The sequence below is a fragment of the uncultured Bacteroides sp. genome, from assembly GCF_905207245.1.
Taxonomy (GTDB): Bacteria; Bacteroidota; Bacteroidia; order Bacteroidales; family Bacteroidaceae; genus Bacteroides.
Genome location: NZ_CAJLKP010000003.1, coordinates 68,370 through 85,369 on the forward strand (window position 1 = coordinate 68,370; position 17,000 = coordinate 85,369).

Annotated in this window: 15 protein-coding genes; 8 read left to right on the plus strand and 7 right to left on the minus strand. The window is 45.1% G+C overall.

From position 1 onward, the window contains the following. The first annotated feature begins 60 nt into the window (after window positions 1-60). The 3 genes from QZ135_RS01825 to QZ135_RS01835 all read left to right on the plus strand — a co-directional run bounded on the left by QZ135_RS01825 (window position 61) and on the right by QZ135_RS01835 (window position 2,589). On the plus strand, window positions 61-825 hold the full coding sequence (locus QZ135_RS01825; RefSeq protein ID WP_294605416.1) for a UDP-2,3-diacylglucosamine diphosphatase: 765 nt from the start codon (window positions 61-63) through the stop codon (window positions 823-825). Between the two features lie 5 nt (window positions 826-830). Continuing rightward, on the plus strand, window positions 831-2,264 hold the full coding sequence (locus QZ135_RS01830) for a polysaccharide deacetylase family protein (RefSeq protein ID WP_294605418.1): 1,434 nt from the start codon (window positions 831-833) through the stop codon (window positions 2,262-2,264). A gap of 115 nt (window positions 2,265-2,379) precedes the next feature. Then, window positions 2,380-2,589 (plus strand): hypothetical protein, encoded by a 210-nt coding sequence (locus tag QZ135_RS01835; RefSeq protein ID WP_294605420.1) that lies wholly within the window; start codon window positions 2,380-2,382, stop codon window positions 2,587-2,589. Between the two features lie 87 nt (window positions 2,590-2,676). Here QZ135_RS01835 and QZ135_RS01840 read toward each other — a convergent pair whose 3' ends face one another. The 3 genes from QZ135_RS01840 to pta all read right to left on the minus strand — a co-directional run bounded on the left by QZ135_RS01840 (window position 2,677) and on the right by pta (window position 6,494). Further along, complete coding sequence (locus tag QZ135_RS01840; protein ID WP_294605422.1) at window positions 2,677-4,077, minus strand: alkaline phosphatase; 1,401 nt, start codon at window positions 4,075-4,077, stop codon at window positions 2,677-2,679. Window positions 4,078-4,257: 180 nt separating this feature from the next. Beyond that, on the minus strand, window positions 4,258-5,460 hold the full coding sequence (locus tag QZ135_RS01845) for an acetate kinase (protein ID WP_294605424.1): 1,203 nt from the start codon (window positions 5,458-5,460) through the stop codon (window positions 4,258-4,260). Between the two features lie 23 nt (window positions 5,461-5,483). Beyond that, window positions 5,484-6,494, minus strand: a complete 1,011-nt coding sequence (pta, locus tag QZ135_RS01850; RefSeq protein ID WP_294605426.1) for a phosphate acetyltransferase — start codon at window positions 6,492-6,494, stop codon at window positions 5,484-5,486. Between the two features lie 321 nt (window positions 6,495-6,815). On the opposite strand from pta, the gene QZ135_RS01855 reads away from it, so the two are divergent. Genes QZ135_RS01855 through QZ135_RS01870 form a run of 4 tightly spaced genes read left to right on the plus strand, consistent with a single transcriptional unit; the run spans window position 6,816 to window position 9,896 of the window. Beyond that, a complete protein-coding gene (locus QZ135_RS01855) occupies window positions 6,816-7,154 on the plus strand; it encodes a CidA/LrgA family protein (protein ID WP_294605427.1) in 339 nt (112 codons plus the stop codon). Next, window positions 7,151-7,846 carry an LrgB family protein gene (locus tag QZ135_RS01860; protein WP_294605429.1) on the plus strand — a complete coding sequence of 232 codons (696 nt, stop codon included), beginning with the start codon at window positions 7,151-7,153 and terminating at the stop codon, window positions 7,844-7,846. Before QZ135_RS01855 ends, QZ135_RS01860 begins: the two co-directional genes overlap by 4 nt. 54 nt (window positions 7,847-7,900) lie before the next feature. Beyond that, window positions 7,901-8,815, plus strand: coding sequence for a DUF2156 domain-containing protein (locus tag QZ135_RS01865; RefSeq protein WP_294605431.1), 915 nt, complete (start codon window positions 7,901-7,903; stop codon window positions 8,813-8,815). A gap of 37 nt (window positions 8,816-8,852) precedes the next feature. Continuing rightward, a complete protein-coding gene (locus QZ135_RS01870; protein ID WP_294605433.1) occupies window positions 8,853-9,896 on the plus strand; it encodes a GNAT family N-acetyltransferase in 1,044 nt (347 codons plus the stop codon). 215 nt (window positions 9,897-10,111) lie between these two features. Here the strand turns inward: QZ135_RS01870 and QZ135_RS01875 are convergent, their stop codons facing one another. The 4 genes from QZ135_RS01875 to folP form a co-directional block, all read right to left on the minus strand. After that, entirely contained in the window at window positions 10,112-11,431 is a 1,320-nt protein-coding gene (locus tag QZ135_RS01875; protein ID WP_294605435.1) for a TldD/PmbA family protein, read from the minus strand. Further along, window positions 11,431-12,972 carry a TldD/PmbA family protein gene (locus QZ135_RS01880; RefSeq protein ID WP_294605437.1) on the minus strand — a complete coding sequence of 514 codons (1,542 nt, stop codon included), beginning with the start codon at window positions 12,970-12,972 and terminating at the stop codon, window positions 11,431-11,433. The genes QZ135_RS01875 and QZ135_RS01880 overlap by 1 nt, the downstream gene beginning before the upstream one ends. Before the next feature lie 206 nt (window positions 12,973-13,178). Further along, on the minus strand, window positions 13,179-13,943 hold the full coding sequence (gene cdaA, locus QZ135_RS01885; protein WP_294605439.1) for a diadenylate cyclase CdaA: 765 nt from the start codon (window positions 13,941-13,943) through the stop codon (window positions 13,179-13,181). 26 nt (window positions 13,944-13,969) lie between these two features. Continuing rightward, window positions 13,970-14,863, minus strand: a complete 894-nt coding sequence (folP, locus tag QZ135_RS01890; RefSeq protein ID WP_294605441.1) for a dihydropteroate synthase — start codon at window positions 14,861-14,863, stop codon at window positions 13,970-13,972. Window positions 14,864-14,988: 125 nt separating this feature from the next. On the opposite strand from folP, the gene QZ135_RS01895 reads away from it, so the two are divergent. After that, complete coding sequence (locus QZ135_RS01895) at window positions 14,989-16,947, plus strand: ATP-binding protein (protein WP_294605443.1); 1,959 nt, start codon at window positions 14,989-14,991, stop codon at window positions 16,945-16,947. Window positions 16,948-17,000 lie beyond the last annotated feature (53 nt).

A 17,000-nucleotide genomic window follows, 5' to 3' on the forward strand; every position in this document is an offset into this window, starting at 1 on the left:
AAAACATTCTCTCTGTACCTCCGTGTTTCTGTGTTCAAAACAAATTTAAAACTCAGAAGTATGAAGAACGTATATTTCCTTTCGGATGCACACCTCGGCTCACGCGCCATTGAACACGGACGCACCCAGGAACGACGCCTTGTGAATTTCCTCGACAGCATCAAACATAAAGCATCCGCCGTGTATTTGCTTGGAGATATGTTCGACTTCTGGTATGAGTTCAAAACCGTTGTTCCAAAGGGCTATACCCGCTTTCTGGGCAAACTCTCCGAATTGACAGACATGGGAGTGGAGGTACACTTCTTCACAGGCAATCATGATATCTGGTGTGCCGACTATCTGACCACAGAGTGTGGCGTCATCATGCACCGCGAACCACTCACTACAGAAATATACGGCAAGGAATTCTATCTTGCACACGGTGATGGTCTGGGCGACCCGGACAAAAAGTTCAAACTGCTGCGCTCCATGTTTCACAGCGAATTCCTGCAAGTCCTGTTCTCTGCCATCCACCCCCGTTGGAGTATGGAATGGGGGCTGAACTGGGCAAAGCACAGCCGCCAGAAACGCATTGACGGCAAAGAACCCGATTATATGGGCGAAGACAAAGAGTTCCTGATACTCTACACAAAAGAGTACCTGAAAAGTCATCCGAACATCAACTTCTTCATCTACGGCCACCGCCACATCGAACTGGACCTGACGTTGAGTGCCACAGCCCGCATCACAATACTGGGAGACTGGATAAATTTCTTCTCGTATGCTGTCTTCGATGGCGAAAACTTTTTCCTTGAAAACTTTATCGAAGGAGAAACCAAAATGTAGTCTATATGAACTTCTCAAAACTGAAGCATCTTTTCAGCGTATGCCTGTTTGCCACAAGTATTTTTCCAGCATGGGGACAATCCGCCCCTACCCTCGCCGTCCGCATTGATGACCTCGGCGCTTTCCACTCTGTCAACGAAGCCTGTATCCAGACGTATCAGTCCGGAATAGCCCGTTCAGTAGAAGTAATGCCCGTAGCCAGTTGGTATCCGGAAGCCGTCCGCCTGCTGAAAGAAAACCCGGGGTTGGATGCCGGATTACACTTAGTTATTACCAGCGAATGGGAAAATGTAAAGTGGCGCCCATTGACACACTGCCCCAGTCTGACGGATGAGAACGGATACTTTTATCCGATGATGGGACCTAATCCGGCATATCCCGGACAGTCAGTTATGGAAAATAAATGGGACTTGAAGGAAGTAGAGCAGGAATTTCGTGCACAGATAGAAATGGCGTTGAAGAATATCCCACAGCTCAGCCACCTGACGGGGCATATGTTGTCCACCAGCTTCACTAAAGAAGTAAATGAAATGGTGCTGCGCCTGGCTAAAGAATATCATCTTCCCTCTATCGACCGTATGGATTCACCGGAAGATTACCAATTCACCTATATTGGTTACGACGGTCCCAGCCGAACAAGTGCCGAAAAGGAAGAAAGTTTTATCCGTTCACTAAACAAGTTGGAGGCAGGTAAACGCTACCTGTTTCTTGACCATCCGGCACTGGACAATGAAGAAATGCGCCCTGTCTTCCATATCGGTTATGAGAACGTAGCACTCGATCGGCAGGGGGTAACAGACTTACTCACCAGTCCACGCGTAAAACAAACCATTGAAGATAAAGGCATCAAGCTGATTTCTATCAATCAACTAACGAAAGGTCTTCCTCGCGCCACCACTCCCGGGACACTGAAAAAAGCAATGCAGAGATATCTGGATGTGATGCAGAAAGCTAATCAAGAACTGCATAGCATCATGATTGTGCAGCATGGCAAGGTCATTGCCGAAGAATGGTTTGGCGGACAAGATACAGAATCCACAAGTTACACATGGGTAGACTCCGCCACTATACCAAAAGCAAATGAAGAGAAACTCATGGAGTATTTATATCCGCGCCTGTTCCGTCCGTTGGGCATTGTCGATGTGAAGCTTCAGAAAAACCCGCAAGGCATCAACAGCGACGGCTGGGGATTGTTCTTCAAAACGGAAGATCTTGCCAAGCTGGGACAACTCTTCTTGCAGAAAGGGAAATGGAACGGTCAACAAATACTGCCAGAAGAATGGATTGCCAAAGCACCGGCTTACTGTGCCGACGGAAGAAATGGACAATATATTCTTGTTATTCCAGAAAAAGATGCTGTAATTGCAGTAACAACGCGGCCCGAAAACGGACAAATCCAACCGAATTTGATTCGGAAATACCTGCTTCCGGCACTGTAAACAGATACTTCGCCGTTTTAATCTTCTGTAAATAGATATGGGAAAGTATGATTCTTCGGAACTTTTCTGCGGGCAATCTTGTAATAACATCATAAACCATTAAAGCTTAATTGTTATGGATGATATGATTTACAGAAATGATGCGATTGCCGAGGAAAATATTGACCCGCATGGTCGTCCGGCAAAGGATAAATTTGAAGAGTTCAGTGAGGAAATTTCCGAGCATACAGACCTCGGATACAAAGACCAAAAAGTGAAATCTAAAAAGGAACAAAAAGAACGCCTGGAGGAAATAGACGAAGTGATTAAAGAAGACTTAAAGTAGTTACAAGTTACGAGCTACAAGCTACAAGTGACTGCGCAATTACACTGCATAGTACTTGTAGCTTGTAGCTCGTAACTTGTAACTACATTATTTGTATCCCGCTACCTTGGCTATACGTTTCGGAATTTCCGTATTATCATACTTACCTGCAAATTCTTTGGAGCCTGCTCCCACTGCATATACCGGAACATATCCCGCAGTATGGCTACCACTTGTCCAGCCTACCATAGCAATCTGGCTCATGACTTTTCTTGCAGAAGCAGCCAGTGGTTCAGTCTTCGAATAGAGCGTTTCTTCGAATACCACTTTATTCTTTACGAACGACTGTTCAAATTCATCACGCAACATTTTTTCCTGTTCCCAAGTCAAAGGCAGTTCTTTCCAGAAGCCCATCTTCTCAGTTAATAAAGCCTTGGCATCTTCCCAAGTCACATCATGTCCCTTCGCTTTACGCAAGTCAGTGATGGCGATAGAAAGTAAATCCTGAGACTGTTTTTGGTTCTTCAAAGCTTTCAGGTGCAATTCATATTTGCCTGTACCCAAACCCAAACCACCAGTTTCATGGTCAGCAGTTACTACAATCAGAGTTTCTTTCGGGTGCTTCTTATAGAATTCATAAGCTACTTTGATAGCATTATCCATATCAATCACTTCTTCGAAAGTAGTGGCAGGGTCGTTGGAGTGACAAGACCAGTCGATCTTTCCACCTTCTACCATCAGAAAAAAACCTTTATTCTTACCTTTAGTGAGAAAGGAGATAGCGCTTTCAGTAATTTCAGCAAGAGTCAGGTCACCGGCTTTGCGGTCAATAGAATATGGCAAACAAGAAGGAGTGGCACCATCTTCCTGAATCAGGACCATTTTGTCAGCCTGGGCAGCCTTAGATTTGAAATCATTTACTCCTTTTGCAATAGTATAACCGGCCTCCTCAATGATAGGGAAAATACTCGGAGCCTCTTTCTTATCGGCAGTAGTGGTTGGCTTCAGGAAGCCGCCGCCTGCATAGAAATCGAAGCCTGCTTTCGGCAAGTCGAGAGCAATTTCATAATACATGTTACGATTAGGCTGGTGCGCATAGAACGCTGCAGGAGTGGCATGATCCACACTAACACTGGTGGTTACACCAACTTTCTTTCCGGCTTTCTTTGCTTTTTCGGCAACTGTCTGAATTACATTCTTCTGGTCGTCCATACCGATGGCACCGTTATAGGTTTTCACTCCGGTGGCAAGGGCGGTTCCGGCAGCGGAAGAGTCTGTAACAGAGTTGGTGGCAGAGAAAGTGGTGGCAACACCTACAGCCGGAAACTGGGTAAACAACAACGGCGTCACACCGATACGTCCTTCTTGTTCGGCCAGATACATTTCTGTGCCATTTACCTGATTAACTCCCATTCCATCACCGATGAAATAAAATACATACTTTGCCTGTTGCGCATACGTCATACCTGTCAACAGGACAAAGAGCAATAAATACGTGAATCTTTTCATAAATTGATATATTTAAAGTAGTTTGAATAAACGTTGCTATCCTCTTATCTCCTCCAAAGATAAGGAATTTAAACCACTGGCGGAGCAGATATTGCTAAAAAAATAAAGCCGGAAGGCAATCTGCACTGCTTCCGGCATTATTGTTACATCGTCGTTGCGATGTTATCTACTTTTCAAGGATTATTTCTTGTTCAGAATGTCCATCGTATCCGAGGCAATCATCAACTCTTCATCAGTCGGAATAACTACTACTTTCACTTTGGAGTCGTCGGCAGAAATCACAGCTTCTTCACCGCGAACTTTGTTCTTTTCCAAGTCCAGTTTCACACCCATAAATTCCAAACCTTCGCAAGCACCCGAACGACAAGAAGCCTGGTTCTCGCCTACACCACCGGTAAACACAATGATGTCTACGCCACCCAAAGCAGCAGCATAAGCACCGATATACTTCTTGATGCGATAGAAATACATTTTCTCGGTAAGGATAGCCATATCGTTGTTGCCCGCAGCTACAGCAGACTCCAACTCACGCATATCACTAGATACACCAAAGATACCCATTACACCGCTCTTCTTGTTCAGCAGGTCGGATACACCGGCAGCAGTCAGGTTCTCTTTTTCCATGATGAAAGTCACAGCACCGGCATCAATGTCACCGCTACGGGTACCCATCATCAAACCTTCCAACGGAGTCAATCCCATGCTGGTATCCATGCTCTTGCCATCTTTGACAGCAGTAATAGAGCCACCGTTACCAATATGGCAAGTAATGATTTTCTTTCCTTCCGGATTCACACCCAGATACTCGCACACGCGTTTTGAAACGTAGCGGTGAGAGGTTCCGTGGAAACCATAACGGCGCACACCGTATTTCTTATAAAGTTCATAAGGAATAGCATACAAATAAGCGTAGTCGGGCATTGTCTGGTGAAATGCTGTATCGAACACACCGATCTGCGGTACATTCGGCAGAATCGCAGAGATAGCGTTCACACCTTTCAAGTTAGCAGGATTGTGAAGCGGAGCCAAGTCATTACAAGCCGTGAAAGCATCCAAGACTTCTTGCGTCAACAATACAGATTCGCTGAACTTCTCGCCGCCATGCACCATGCGGTGACCTACTGCATTAATTTCATTCAAAGATTTAATGGCACCATATTCAGGGCTAATCAATGTATCCAGAATAAACTCCACACCAACGGTATGTTCGGGAATATCTTTTTCCAGCACTTTCTTGTCACCGTTAGGCAAAGTCAGTTTCAGGAAAGAGCCTTGCAGACCGATTTTTTCAATACCACCTTGTGCGATAACTTCCTTATGGTCCATATCAAACAACTTATACTTGATGGACGAGCTACCGCAGTTCAAAACTAAGACTTTCATTTTTTATATATCAGATTTAATGGTTATTTTTTTGCCCCAATGGCTTGGTTAGCAGTAATGGCAATCATGCGATAAATATCTTCGATGGAGCAACCGCGTGACAGGTCGTTCACCGGACGGGCAATACCCTGCAAAATCGGGCCTACCGCATCAGCATGGCCTAAGCGTTGGACCAGTTTATAAGAGATGTTCCCCACCTCAAGACTCGGCACAATCAGCACATTTGCATTACCTGCAATAGCAGAACCCGGTGCTTTGCTGGCTCCTACTTCCGGAACCAATGCGGCGTCAGCCTGCAACTCACCATCGATAGCGAGAACCGGATCCATTTCCTTAGCAATTCTCAAAGCCTCAACAACTTTATCCACAACTTCATGTTTAGCAGAGCCTTTGGTTGAGAAACTGAGCATTGCCACTTTGGGCTCCATACCCACCACGGCTTTAGCTGTTCGAGCCGTGCAAACAGCAATCTGTGCCAACTGTTCTGCATCAGGAACCGGAGTAACAGCAACGTCACCCATTACCAAAATACCGTTCTTTCCATATTCGGGAGCGTGTGTCAACAGCAGCATCGCACCGGATACACAAGTGATGCCCGGAGTCGTCTTAATGATTTGCAAAGCCGGACGAAGCACATCGCCAGTCGTATTGCGTGCACCAGCCAATTGACCGTCAGCATCACCATTCTTAATAATCAGACAGCCCAGGTAAAGCGGATTAACCACCAGTTTACGGGCTTCCTCAATAGTCATACCCTTTTTCTTGCGGAGTTCACACAGCAATTGTGCATACTCTTCTTTCTTCGGATGATTCTCCGGATCGATGATTGTAGCTTTGCTGATGTTTCCAAGTCCCCATTCTGTTGCACAAGCATTGATTTCATCCGGATTGCCCAGAAGAATCAGGTCAGCAACTCCATCTGTCAAAATTTGATTGGCAGCTTTCAAAGTACGTTCTTCCGTACCTTCGGGAAGAACAATACGTTGGCGGTCGGCTTTCGCGCGCTCAACGATTTCATTAATTAATCTCTGCATATATATAAATTGTGTATAATTATCCGGTAGACGTGTTATTCACGCCGCAAAAGTACACAATTTTGCAATATCAACATTGCAATTCGGGGTATTTTTATAGTCCAGAGCACAATTATTATAATATTTAACACTAACGAATGATTTTCGGACATATATCACAGCGGACAGTGATAACCAAACTACAAAATACCTAACTTTGCAGCGTTTTCAATAAACAATTCAGCTTCCGATAAGTTATTAGAAGGGCTTTCTATGAAATGACAACTCCTTTCGGACAGAAGAAAGTTGAATTTAATAATAATAAAAATAGGTAATAGTATTATGGTCCGTCAATGCGCCATCCTTTTCGGATGCCTGGCTTTGGGTGAATTGGTTGTTTTTCTTACGGATATCAAACTTCCGTCCAGCATCGTAGGAATGCTGTTGCTCACCCTTTTCCTGAAATTAGGTTGGATTAAGCTGCAATGGGTGCAGGGATTATCCGACTTTCTGGTTGCTAATCTGGGATTTTTCTTCATCCCGCCCGGCGTAGCCCTCATGCTCTATTTCGACATTATCGCCGCCCAGTTCTGGCCGATAGTCATTGCTTCTTTAGTCAGCACCCTGTTGGTATTGGTAGTGACAGGATGGGTTCATCAATTAGCACGTAAAATCAAATGAGTTACTTAGACAACGAGTTTTTCCTATTGGCCGTCACCTTCGGCGTGTTTTTCTTATCTAAAGTGTTGCAGAAGAAGACGGGTATCCTGTTGCTCAACCCCATTCTGCTGACCATTGCCATTCTGATTATCTTCCTGAAAATGACGCATATCAGTTATGACACCTATAATAAAGGCGGACATCTCATAGAGTTCTGGCTGAAACCGGCAGTAGTGGCCCTTGGAGTACCTCTCTATCTGCAGTTGGAAGCTATCAAGAAACAACTGGTTCCCATCCTGCTTTCCCAACTGGCAGGTTGCATCATCGGAGTAGTTTCCGTAGTAGTAATTGCCAAGTTGATGGGAGCACCGCAAGAAATTATCTATTCACTTGCTCCCAAATCCGTCACCACTCCTATTGCCATGGAGGTGGCCAAGACATTAGGCGGCATCCCGTCATTGACGGCCGCCGTAGTGGTTTGCGTAGGTTTGCTGGGTAGCATTGTAGGTGTAAAAACGCTGAAAATGACCCGTGTAGGCAGTCCCATTGCCCAGGGATTATCTCTGGGAGCTGCCGCCCATGCCGTAGGAACTTCCACCGCAATGGACATCAGCAGCAAATACGGAGCATATGCCAGTCTCGGCCTAACGCTGAATGGCATCTTTACCGCCCTGCTCACACCAACTATTTTGCGATTATTAGGCTTGCTATAACAATTTCTCCTTATCTTTGTTATTCTAAGTAATCAACTTAACGAAAACGACTATATGATTTCATTTAAAGACATCGAACTTAAAGACAAAGAAGTTATCACATCCTATACACAGAACAGCCCCCGGCGCAACTGTGACCTTTCATTTTCCAATCTCTGTAGCTGGCGCTTTCTTTACGACACCCAGTTTGCGGTGCAAGACGGTTTCCTTATTCTGAAATTCTGGGCGGGAGGGAAACTGGTATATATGATGCCTGTAGGAAACGGAGATTTAAAGAAAGTATTGGATGACATGATAGAAGACGCTACGCAAGAAGGCGAACGTTTCTGTATGCTTGGCGTATGTGCTGGTATGCGTGCAGACCTGGAAGCTATTATGCCGGACAAGTTTCACTTTGAGGCAGACAGAGATTATGCCGATTACCTATATCTGCGCACCGACCTTGCCACGCTGGCAGGTAAGAAGTTTCAAGCTAAACGAAACCATCTCAACAAATTCCGCCGGACTTACAATTACGAGTACGTCCCCCTCACCCCCGATCGTATTCAAGAATGTCTTGACCTGGAAGCCGAATGGTGCAAAGTGAACAACTGCGACCAGCATGAAGGTACCGGCAACGAACGCCGCGCACTTATCTACGCATTGCACAACTTCGAAGCCCTCGGCCTGACAGGTGGCATTCTCCACGTAGACGGCAAGATTGTAGCTTTCACCTTCGGCATGCCCATCAACCAGGACACCTTCGGCGTGCATGTGGAAAAGGCCGATACCAGCATTGACGGTGCCTATGCCATGATAAACAATGAGTTCGCCAACCATATCCCCGAACAATATATTTATATCAACCGCGAAGAAGATCTGGGCATCGAAGGGTTGCGCAAAGCCAAACTATCCTACCAGCCTGCTATCATCCTGGAGAAGTATGTAGCTTGTCTGAAAGAGACTCCCGTAGAGCCCCTGAAATGGTAATTCATTGAGTAGTAAGCAAAAAACAGCCAGTAGAGAAATGCGTGAGAAAGTAAGGAAACTGTGGAAACTTTGTTTCAATGACAGCAGAGAGTTTGTGGATATGTATTTTCATCTCCGTTACAACAGTGAGGTCAACGTCGCTATCGAAAGTGGCAATGAAGTCATTGCTGCTTTGCAAATGCTTCCCTATCCCATGACCTTTTGTGAAAGCGAAATATCTATAGCCTATGTTTCAGGTGCCTGCACCCATCCCGATTACCGCAGCCGGGGCGTGATGCGCGAACTGCTGTCACAAGCATTCGGACGCATGTACCACAATGATGTCGCTTTCAGCACTCTGATTCCTGCCGAACCGTGGTTATTTGATTATTATGCGCGTATGGGCTATGTAACGGCTTTCCGTTACGGGCAACGCACGTTCCATTTGTCTACTGACGAGAAAGAGGCCTCCTCTCCCACTTCATCTATCAGTATTGGCTGGGAATTCCGGACATTCACTGACTATAACGAAGACGCCTACCAGTATCTGAATCGTAAAATGCATGAACGTCCTTGCTGCCTACAACATACGGAAGCAGATTTTCGTGTCATACTTGCCGATCTGGCTTTAAGCAGGGGGTACATATTCAGCTTCTCGAACGAGTCAGGCATTTCCGCTCTTGCCGTTGCTTACCCGGATGAGAATCCTTCCATCTTGCACATTGGTGAATTGTTTTCTGATACTCCCGAAACGGAACATCTGCTACTGACCCATATTTGCCGGAGGATGCAAGCAGAAACTCTCCATATCATTGTACCTCTTATAGAGAATCAGCCAACTTCCAATTTGGGGATGATACGTATCATTCAAGCTAAGCCCGTCCTTCAGCTCTATGCAGCTGCACATCCGGAAGAAGAAATGAATATTGACCTTGTGGACGACCAACTGTCTGCCAATAACGGTTATTATTATCTGAACAAAGGAAAGTGTATGTATAGTCACAGGCGCATTCCGGGAGCTCACGAACGACTGACTATCGGGCAACTGACAGAGAAAGTTTTCTCTGGCGAAAAAGCATATATGAGTTTGATGCTGAATTAATATCCATTGAGAATCTTGCTACCCTAATGTTTTTATTTCCCGGTTCATCGTTTCAGCAATTCTCCGTATCACTCTGTTCATAAGCAATAGAGAGAGAAGAAGGAAAGCATCCTTTCGTCAACTAAATTTCCTCCTTTCTACACAAAAGCAAACATCCCGTCCTTCCTGACCTCAATCATGGAAGAACGGGATGTTAATCTTAAAAGATTATTTCTTTAGAGACCGCTGAAATCTACCCCTTCAAACACTAATGAAGGAACCAACCAGCTACGGTCTTTACGGGCATCATTTCCGATAGCTACCAGCGAATTCCACAGCGTGAGGAAGTTTCCGGTAACATTCATCTCATTGACAGGTTGTGTCAGTTTACCGTTTTCAATGAGGAAACCTTCGATACCATAAGAGAAATCACCGGTATTACTATTACTGTTACCACCATTCAAGCCAGTTACAAGGATACCGTTACTTACATCAGCAATCAGCCCGTTAAGGTCTTTATCCCCAGGGGTCAGCACCAGGCGTGACGGACCACTGATAGTGGGAGCTACCCCCATCTTCTTGGCATTATATGTATCGAAGAAGTAAGTCTTCAGCACACCATTTTCAAAAATCGGGCGACGTTCCGTAGCCACACCCTCACCGTCAAAGTAACGCGAACCATTGGCACCGATAACGTGCGGATCATCCATCAGCGTCAGCTTGTCGGAAGCAACCTTCTGATCCAGTTTATCTATCAGGAAAGAATTCTTTTGCTGCAAAGACGAACCGTAGAGAGCACTCAGCAGAGGACTCAACATACTTCCGGAACTCATCGGATCAACCACCATGGTGTATTTACCCGACTTCGCCTTCTTCTGTCCCAACTTACGCAAAACCCGTTCCAACGCCTTGCCACCAATATTCGTCTTCGGCAATGCATCATAGAACAGCGTGCTCTCATACCAGTAGTCTGACGGGCGGGCTTCCCCTTCACCTCTAACTGCCACACTGGCGCTTACCGAATACCACGTTGACTTGGACTCTCCTTCAAAACCATTGCTCATCAAGCGGTAAGAAGCATTTTCACCATCACTATAAGAAGTCTCTACAGAGATGATGCGATCATTCTTACCCAATGCTTCCTCTGCAGCAGCACGGGCACGAGCTACTTTATCATCCGGATTGATACCGAAGATTTTATCATCAAACATCTTCAAGTCGGGCTTGCCACCTTTATAATAACGGGCAGGGTCTGCCAGTACACGAAATTCATCTTCGGCCAGATAACGGGTAGACTCGATACCATTCTTAATGAAGCTTTCCAGCTCCTTTTTATTTAGACGGTTAGTAGAGTAATTACCATAACGTCCATCAACATAGAGGTTTATTCCCAAACCACTTTCGGAAGCCTGCTGCAAACGATCCATCTTAGCATCACGCAATTCGAAAGAAGTATTTGAATTGGCATACAATATCACTTTGGCTGCCTGGCAACCATTCTTCAGAGCGAAGTCCATCGCCCATTGAGCCAGTTTTTTATTATCGTCTGTAATCATCAGTTTTCTCCTCCTACCGTTAATTTACTTACTAAGGCCGACGGCATGCCGCAGGTTACAGGACAAGACTGTCCGTCCTTACCGCATGTCCACGTACCGTTATCTATCTGGTCATTGCTTGCTACCATAGTGATGTCTGCCAATGCCTTCGGTCCGTTGCCGATAATATTGATGTCTTTGATGGGTTGCGTCAGCTTGCCATCTTCGATAAGATAACCGAACTTCACGAAGAAAGTAAAGTCACCTGCACCGATTTGTACCTGTCCGTTGGTGAACTGATAGGCATAGATACCATTCTTTACAGTAGAGATAATATCTTCCTCTTTCATGTTTCCGGCTTCCATATAAGTGGCACGCATACGCGGAATAGGCACATTGCGGAAAGTATCGCGGCGACCGTTTCCAGTGGGAGCCACGCCATAATGTTTGGAACTGATGCGGTCGTGCAGATAACTGGTCAGCACGCCTTCTTTCACAATATACGTCTTCTGGCCTTCCACACCTTCATCATCGAAGTTCACAGAACCGCGGTTGAAAGGAATGGTACCGTCATCTACCACACTGATGTGTTCGTTGCATACCTTCTTATTCAGTTGGTCAGCAAAGATAGAAGTATTCTTGCGATTGAAGTCAGCTTCGAAGGCATGTCCTATGGCTTCGTGCAACAAGATGCCCGAACCACCGGCAGCCATCACCACAGGCAGTTCACCACCTTTAGGCTTAATGGCCTTGAACATGATTGCCGTATGGTCCACCACTTCACGAGCCAGCACTTCGATAATATCATCCGACAGAAATTCAAATCCTTTACGGTAAGAACGGGTGGCATAGTTATTTTCCATACGCCCATCTTCTTCCATCACGCAGAAAGCCATATAGGATACCATCGGGCGATAATCATAATAAGTAACACCTTCGGAATTGCAGAACAATACATGGGTGGTGTTGTCACTCAAACCCGCCTGTACTTTACGCACGCGTTTATCCAATGAGAACACTTTGTCATTCAGTTTCTGTAAATAAGGCATCTTAGCTTTCAGATTCACTTCTTCCCAAGGAGTCACTACAGAGTAACGGTCTCTTTCAATCGTCTTCTCCTTGAATGCCACCGGTTTGCCGGCTTTACCCGAAGAGGCAATACGGGCAGCAGTACGTGCCGCACGCAGCATTTCTTCCAGAGTCACGCCTTCTACATAAGCATAACCGCTCTGATCGCCTGCCAATACACGCACTCCCATACCAAAGTCAATATTCGAACTGCAATTATTTACCTTGCCGTCCATCAGACTAACGTTGTTATTGAAAGAATGCTCAAAATAGAGGTCAGCATAGTCTCCACCTTTTTCGAGGGCAACGGTCAGCACTTTCTTCAAGTCAGCTTCCGTCACACCGAAATGGTTCATTGCCGCATCCACGGCAGACTTATTATCCGTTCCTCCTCCTAAAGCTCCCCGCACCGTATCCGGTAAGGCTAGCGACGGAGCAGCCAGCGAACCTAATACCGCCAGACTCCCCATCCGTAAGAAATTCCGTCTATCCATCTTTTTATTCTTTAAGATTGCTAATATTTATCTATGTTATACTATTTCTATTGACGAGGTAACTAGTTGACGAGGGGACAAGGTTCCTGCGGCATAGAAGCATTGCGCAGCCCCTTGTCCCCTCGTCAACTAGTTACCTTGTCAACTGAATTTCCTTCCTTTCCATACCATTAGACGCTTTTACTATCATTTTGTCACAGCCCATACTAATTTTCTTTCGTCAACAGGCTTTCAAGTTCTTCCGCATTCAAGCGCAGGTGAAATTGCCCCTTGTAAGCCACGGAAATAGAGCCGGTTTCCTCAGAAACAATAATGGCCATTGCATCGGACTCCTGAGAGATACCCATTGCCGCGCGATGGCGCAGTCCCAATTCCTTCGGTATGTCCAGATTGTGCGACACCGGCAATATACATCCCGCAGCTTTAATGCGGCCTTTGCTGATAACCATTGCCCCATCATGCAGAGGACTGTTCTTGAAGAAAATATTCTCTATCAGGCGCTGATTTATATCAGCATTGATAATCTCTCCCGTACGCACCACATCGTCCAACGGGAAGTTATGTTCTATAACAATCAAAGCCCCCACCTTCTGTTTGCCCATACTGATGCACGCCATAACCACCGGCATAATCTCATCATGTTGCATACTTTCTTTCTTATTTCCGGTGAAGAACCTTATCAATGCGCTGGCATGCTGGTGCGAACCAAGCGTCAGCAGGAAACGCCGTATTTCATCCTGAAACAGAATAATCAGTGCAACCACTCCTACGCTCACCAACTTGTCGAAGATGGAACCGAGCAACTTCATCTCCAAAACCTGAGATACCACCAACCATATCAATATGAATATCAGAATACCCGTAAACACATTGATGGAACCGGAAGCCTTCATCAGCTTATACGTATAGTAAAGCAGGAATGCAACCAACAAAACATCGATAATATCTTTTACGCCAATATCAAAAAACACGGTAGTTAGCTATTAATTATGAACTATTAATTATTAATATGAACGAGGTGACTTCCACTTATCACTTTATCACTATATTCCCGCATCGCTTCCACAATCTTCACCGTTTCCACAGCTTCGCGCACATCGTGCACCCGGAGGATATCAGCTCCTTTCAGCAGGCAGATGGTATCGAGTACAGTTGTTCCGTTCAATGCATCCTGCGGAGTATTGCCCAGCAGACGGTATATCATGGATTTACGAGAAACGCCCACCAGCAAAGGTAACTCAAAAATACGAAATTCCTCCATATGTGCCAGGAGTTCGTAGTTATGTTCCACCGTCTTGCCGAAACCGAAACCGGGGTCGAGGATAATATCCTTTACACCCAAATCGCGCAATTGTTGCACCTTCTCTGCGAAATACAGAAAAACGTCTTTCAAAAGATTATCATAATGCGGATGTTGCTGCATACTTTGCGGAGTACCCTGCATGTGCATCATGATATAAGGCACATTCAATTCTGCCACTGTACGAAACATATCCGCATCCATCTCTCCGGCAGCAATATCATTGATGATTGCCACCCCATACTCCTCCACACACATCCGTGCCACATCCGCGCGGAAAGTATCGACAGAAATAACGGCTTCGGGATGTGTTTTACTCAGAATTTCCAATCCCATGCGCAGACGCACCATCTCTTCACGGGGAGAAACGTTTTCCGCATTCGGGCGGGAAGAGTATGCACCGATATCTATGATTGTGCCACCTTCATCCAATATCTGTTGTGCCCGTCCGGCTATTTCAGCCTCGGTCTGCATGCGGGAACCGGCATAAAAAGAGTCGGGAGTGACATTCAATATCCCCATGACACGGGGAGTGGAAAGGTCGAGCAAAGAACCGTTGATATTGATGTATTTAGAGGATGATATTTCCATGGTTAGCCCTTTTTCGTTTATACTTTGCAAATGTAACCAAAAAAGATTATCATAAATGCATAAAATCTAAAAAAACAAATTAACTTTGCTCAGGATTGACAACTAATCGAAAGAAGTAGTAAACTATGAAGGTATGCAGGAGTGCCGGAGCGGCATTTTTTTTCCTACTATTTTTCTGGTTGCTTACTCCCGGGCGAGTTTGCGGACAAGAAACAAACGAACAAGAAAAATATCACGTAGACAGTACGTTATTTGTCTACTACCAGCGTTGCAAGGCAGAAGTGACCTCTCCTTCCGTCATGCAAAAGTTGGATACCCTCTTCCAAATGGCAGCAGAGAAGGGAGATATACGAATGCAAGCTGTAGCCCTCTCCACTAAAATAGACCATTTCTATTTCAGTCCTGCTACCGATGGTCAGGAAGACAGCTTGATTTTCTACACCAATAAAGTCAAAGACTTCGCTCAGAGGACTAACCAACCTCAATATTACTATTTTGCGTGGGCAAACCGTCTCATTACTTACTACACCAAACAAAAGAAATTAAACTTAGCCCTCTACGAAGCTAATAAGATGCAGCAGGAGGCCGAGGACCGGAAAGAAATTGATGGTATGCAAAATTGTTATCAGGCACTGGCCCGCATCTATCAGGCCAAAGAACTGTATAAACAAGCTGCCACATATGGTCAGAAATTGATAGACCTCACACTAAAATACAATCTGAATCAGTACAACCTGACAAACAAATATCTTGAATTGAGTAACTGCTATCTTCAAACTCATGAAATAGAAAAAGCATGGAAAGCTCTCGAAGAAGCTAAAAAGTACGTACTCAATGACGTTCAGCAAGGATATTTCCTGTGTGGCGCTCTCCGCTACTATGTGCAGACAAACGACATGACAAAAGCCCGGCAGTTATTGGAAGAGGCTATACAATATTACAATAATAATATTGAATTGCTCACTAAACGCAAAAGCAATCTGCTGGAAGTTGCCACAGATTACTATATGAAGACTGGAGAGTATGACAAGGCTCTGGCTGCCCACCTTGAGATTCTTGAAATAAATGATTTTGCCACTCCATCCTTATACCGCAAACTTGGCCTCATTTATGCTGCCCAAAAAGAGTATTCAAAAGCAATTGAGAATTTAGAGCACGCTTTTGCACTCAACGATTCGCTAAGTAGTGCCCAGGAAGATATATCGGTAGGAGAATTCGCCACTATTCTAGGAATGGAGCATCTCAATCAGGAAAACAAAGAGCTGATACAGAAAAATCAGGAAATACTACTAGAAAACCGGCGACGTCTCATTATCCTCTTATGTATCATTATAGCAAGTTTTGCATTCATGTTCTTCCGCGAAGTCCGCTTAAACAAGACTCTGCGCCGCGCCAAGGATGCAGAGCAAAGCGCCAGCCGCATGAAAACGGAGTTTATCCAGAATATGAGTCACGAAATACGCACTCCGTTGAACTCTATTGTCGGCTTCTCGCAATTACTCGGCAGCATCTCCGAAGAAAATGAAGAGTCGAAAGAATATACCGACATCATAGAACAAGGCAGCAACCATCTGCTACAACTGGTGGACAATGTACTCGAACTGGCGAACCTCGATAGTGGCACACCTATCCCCATCGACACTAAAGTAGAGATAAACGCATTGTGCCGTCAATGTGTGGAAGAGGCTAAAAATTCACTTAAACCTGATGTAGAACTGGTTTACCAACCGGAGCAGGAAGAGCTCCACCTGCACACCAATCCCGGACGTCTCACTCAGGTACTATCACACCTGCTTCACAATTCAGCCCGATTCACAGAAAAAGGCAGCATCACACTCAGTTGGCATATCCATCCGAAACAACGGTCATTAATGATTTGTGTCACAGACACCGGAATCGGTATTCCTCAAGATAAACAAGATTTTGTATTCGAACGTTTTGCCAAAATAGATACATTCTCCACAGGAACCGGGCTGGGGTTAGCACTTGGACGTCTCATTATGGAAAAGATGGGTGGCAGTCTGATACTCGACAGCAAATATACCGAAGGATGCCGCTTTGTAATAACTTTACCTTTAAAATGATATAAATAAAATAGCACAAAGCCTTTTTATTTCAAAAAAGATAAATTAACTTT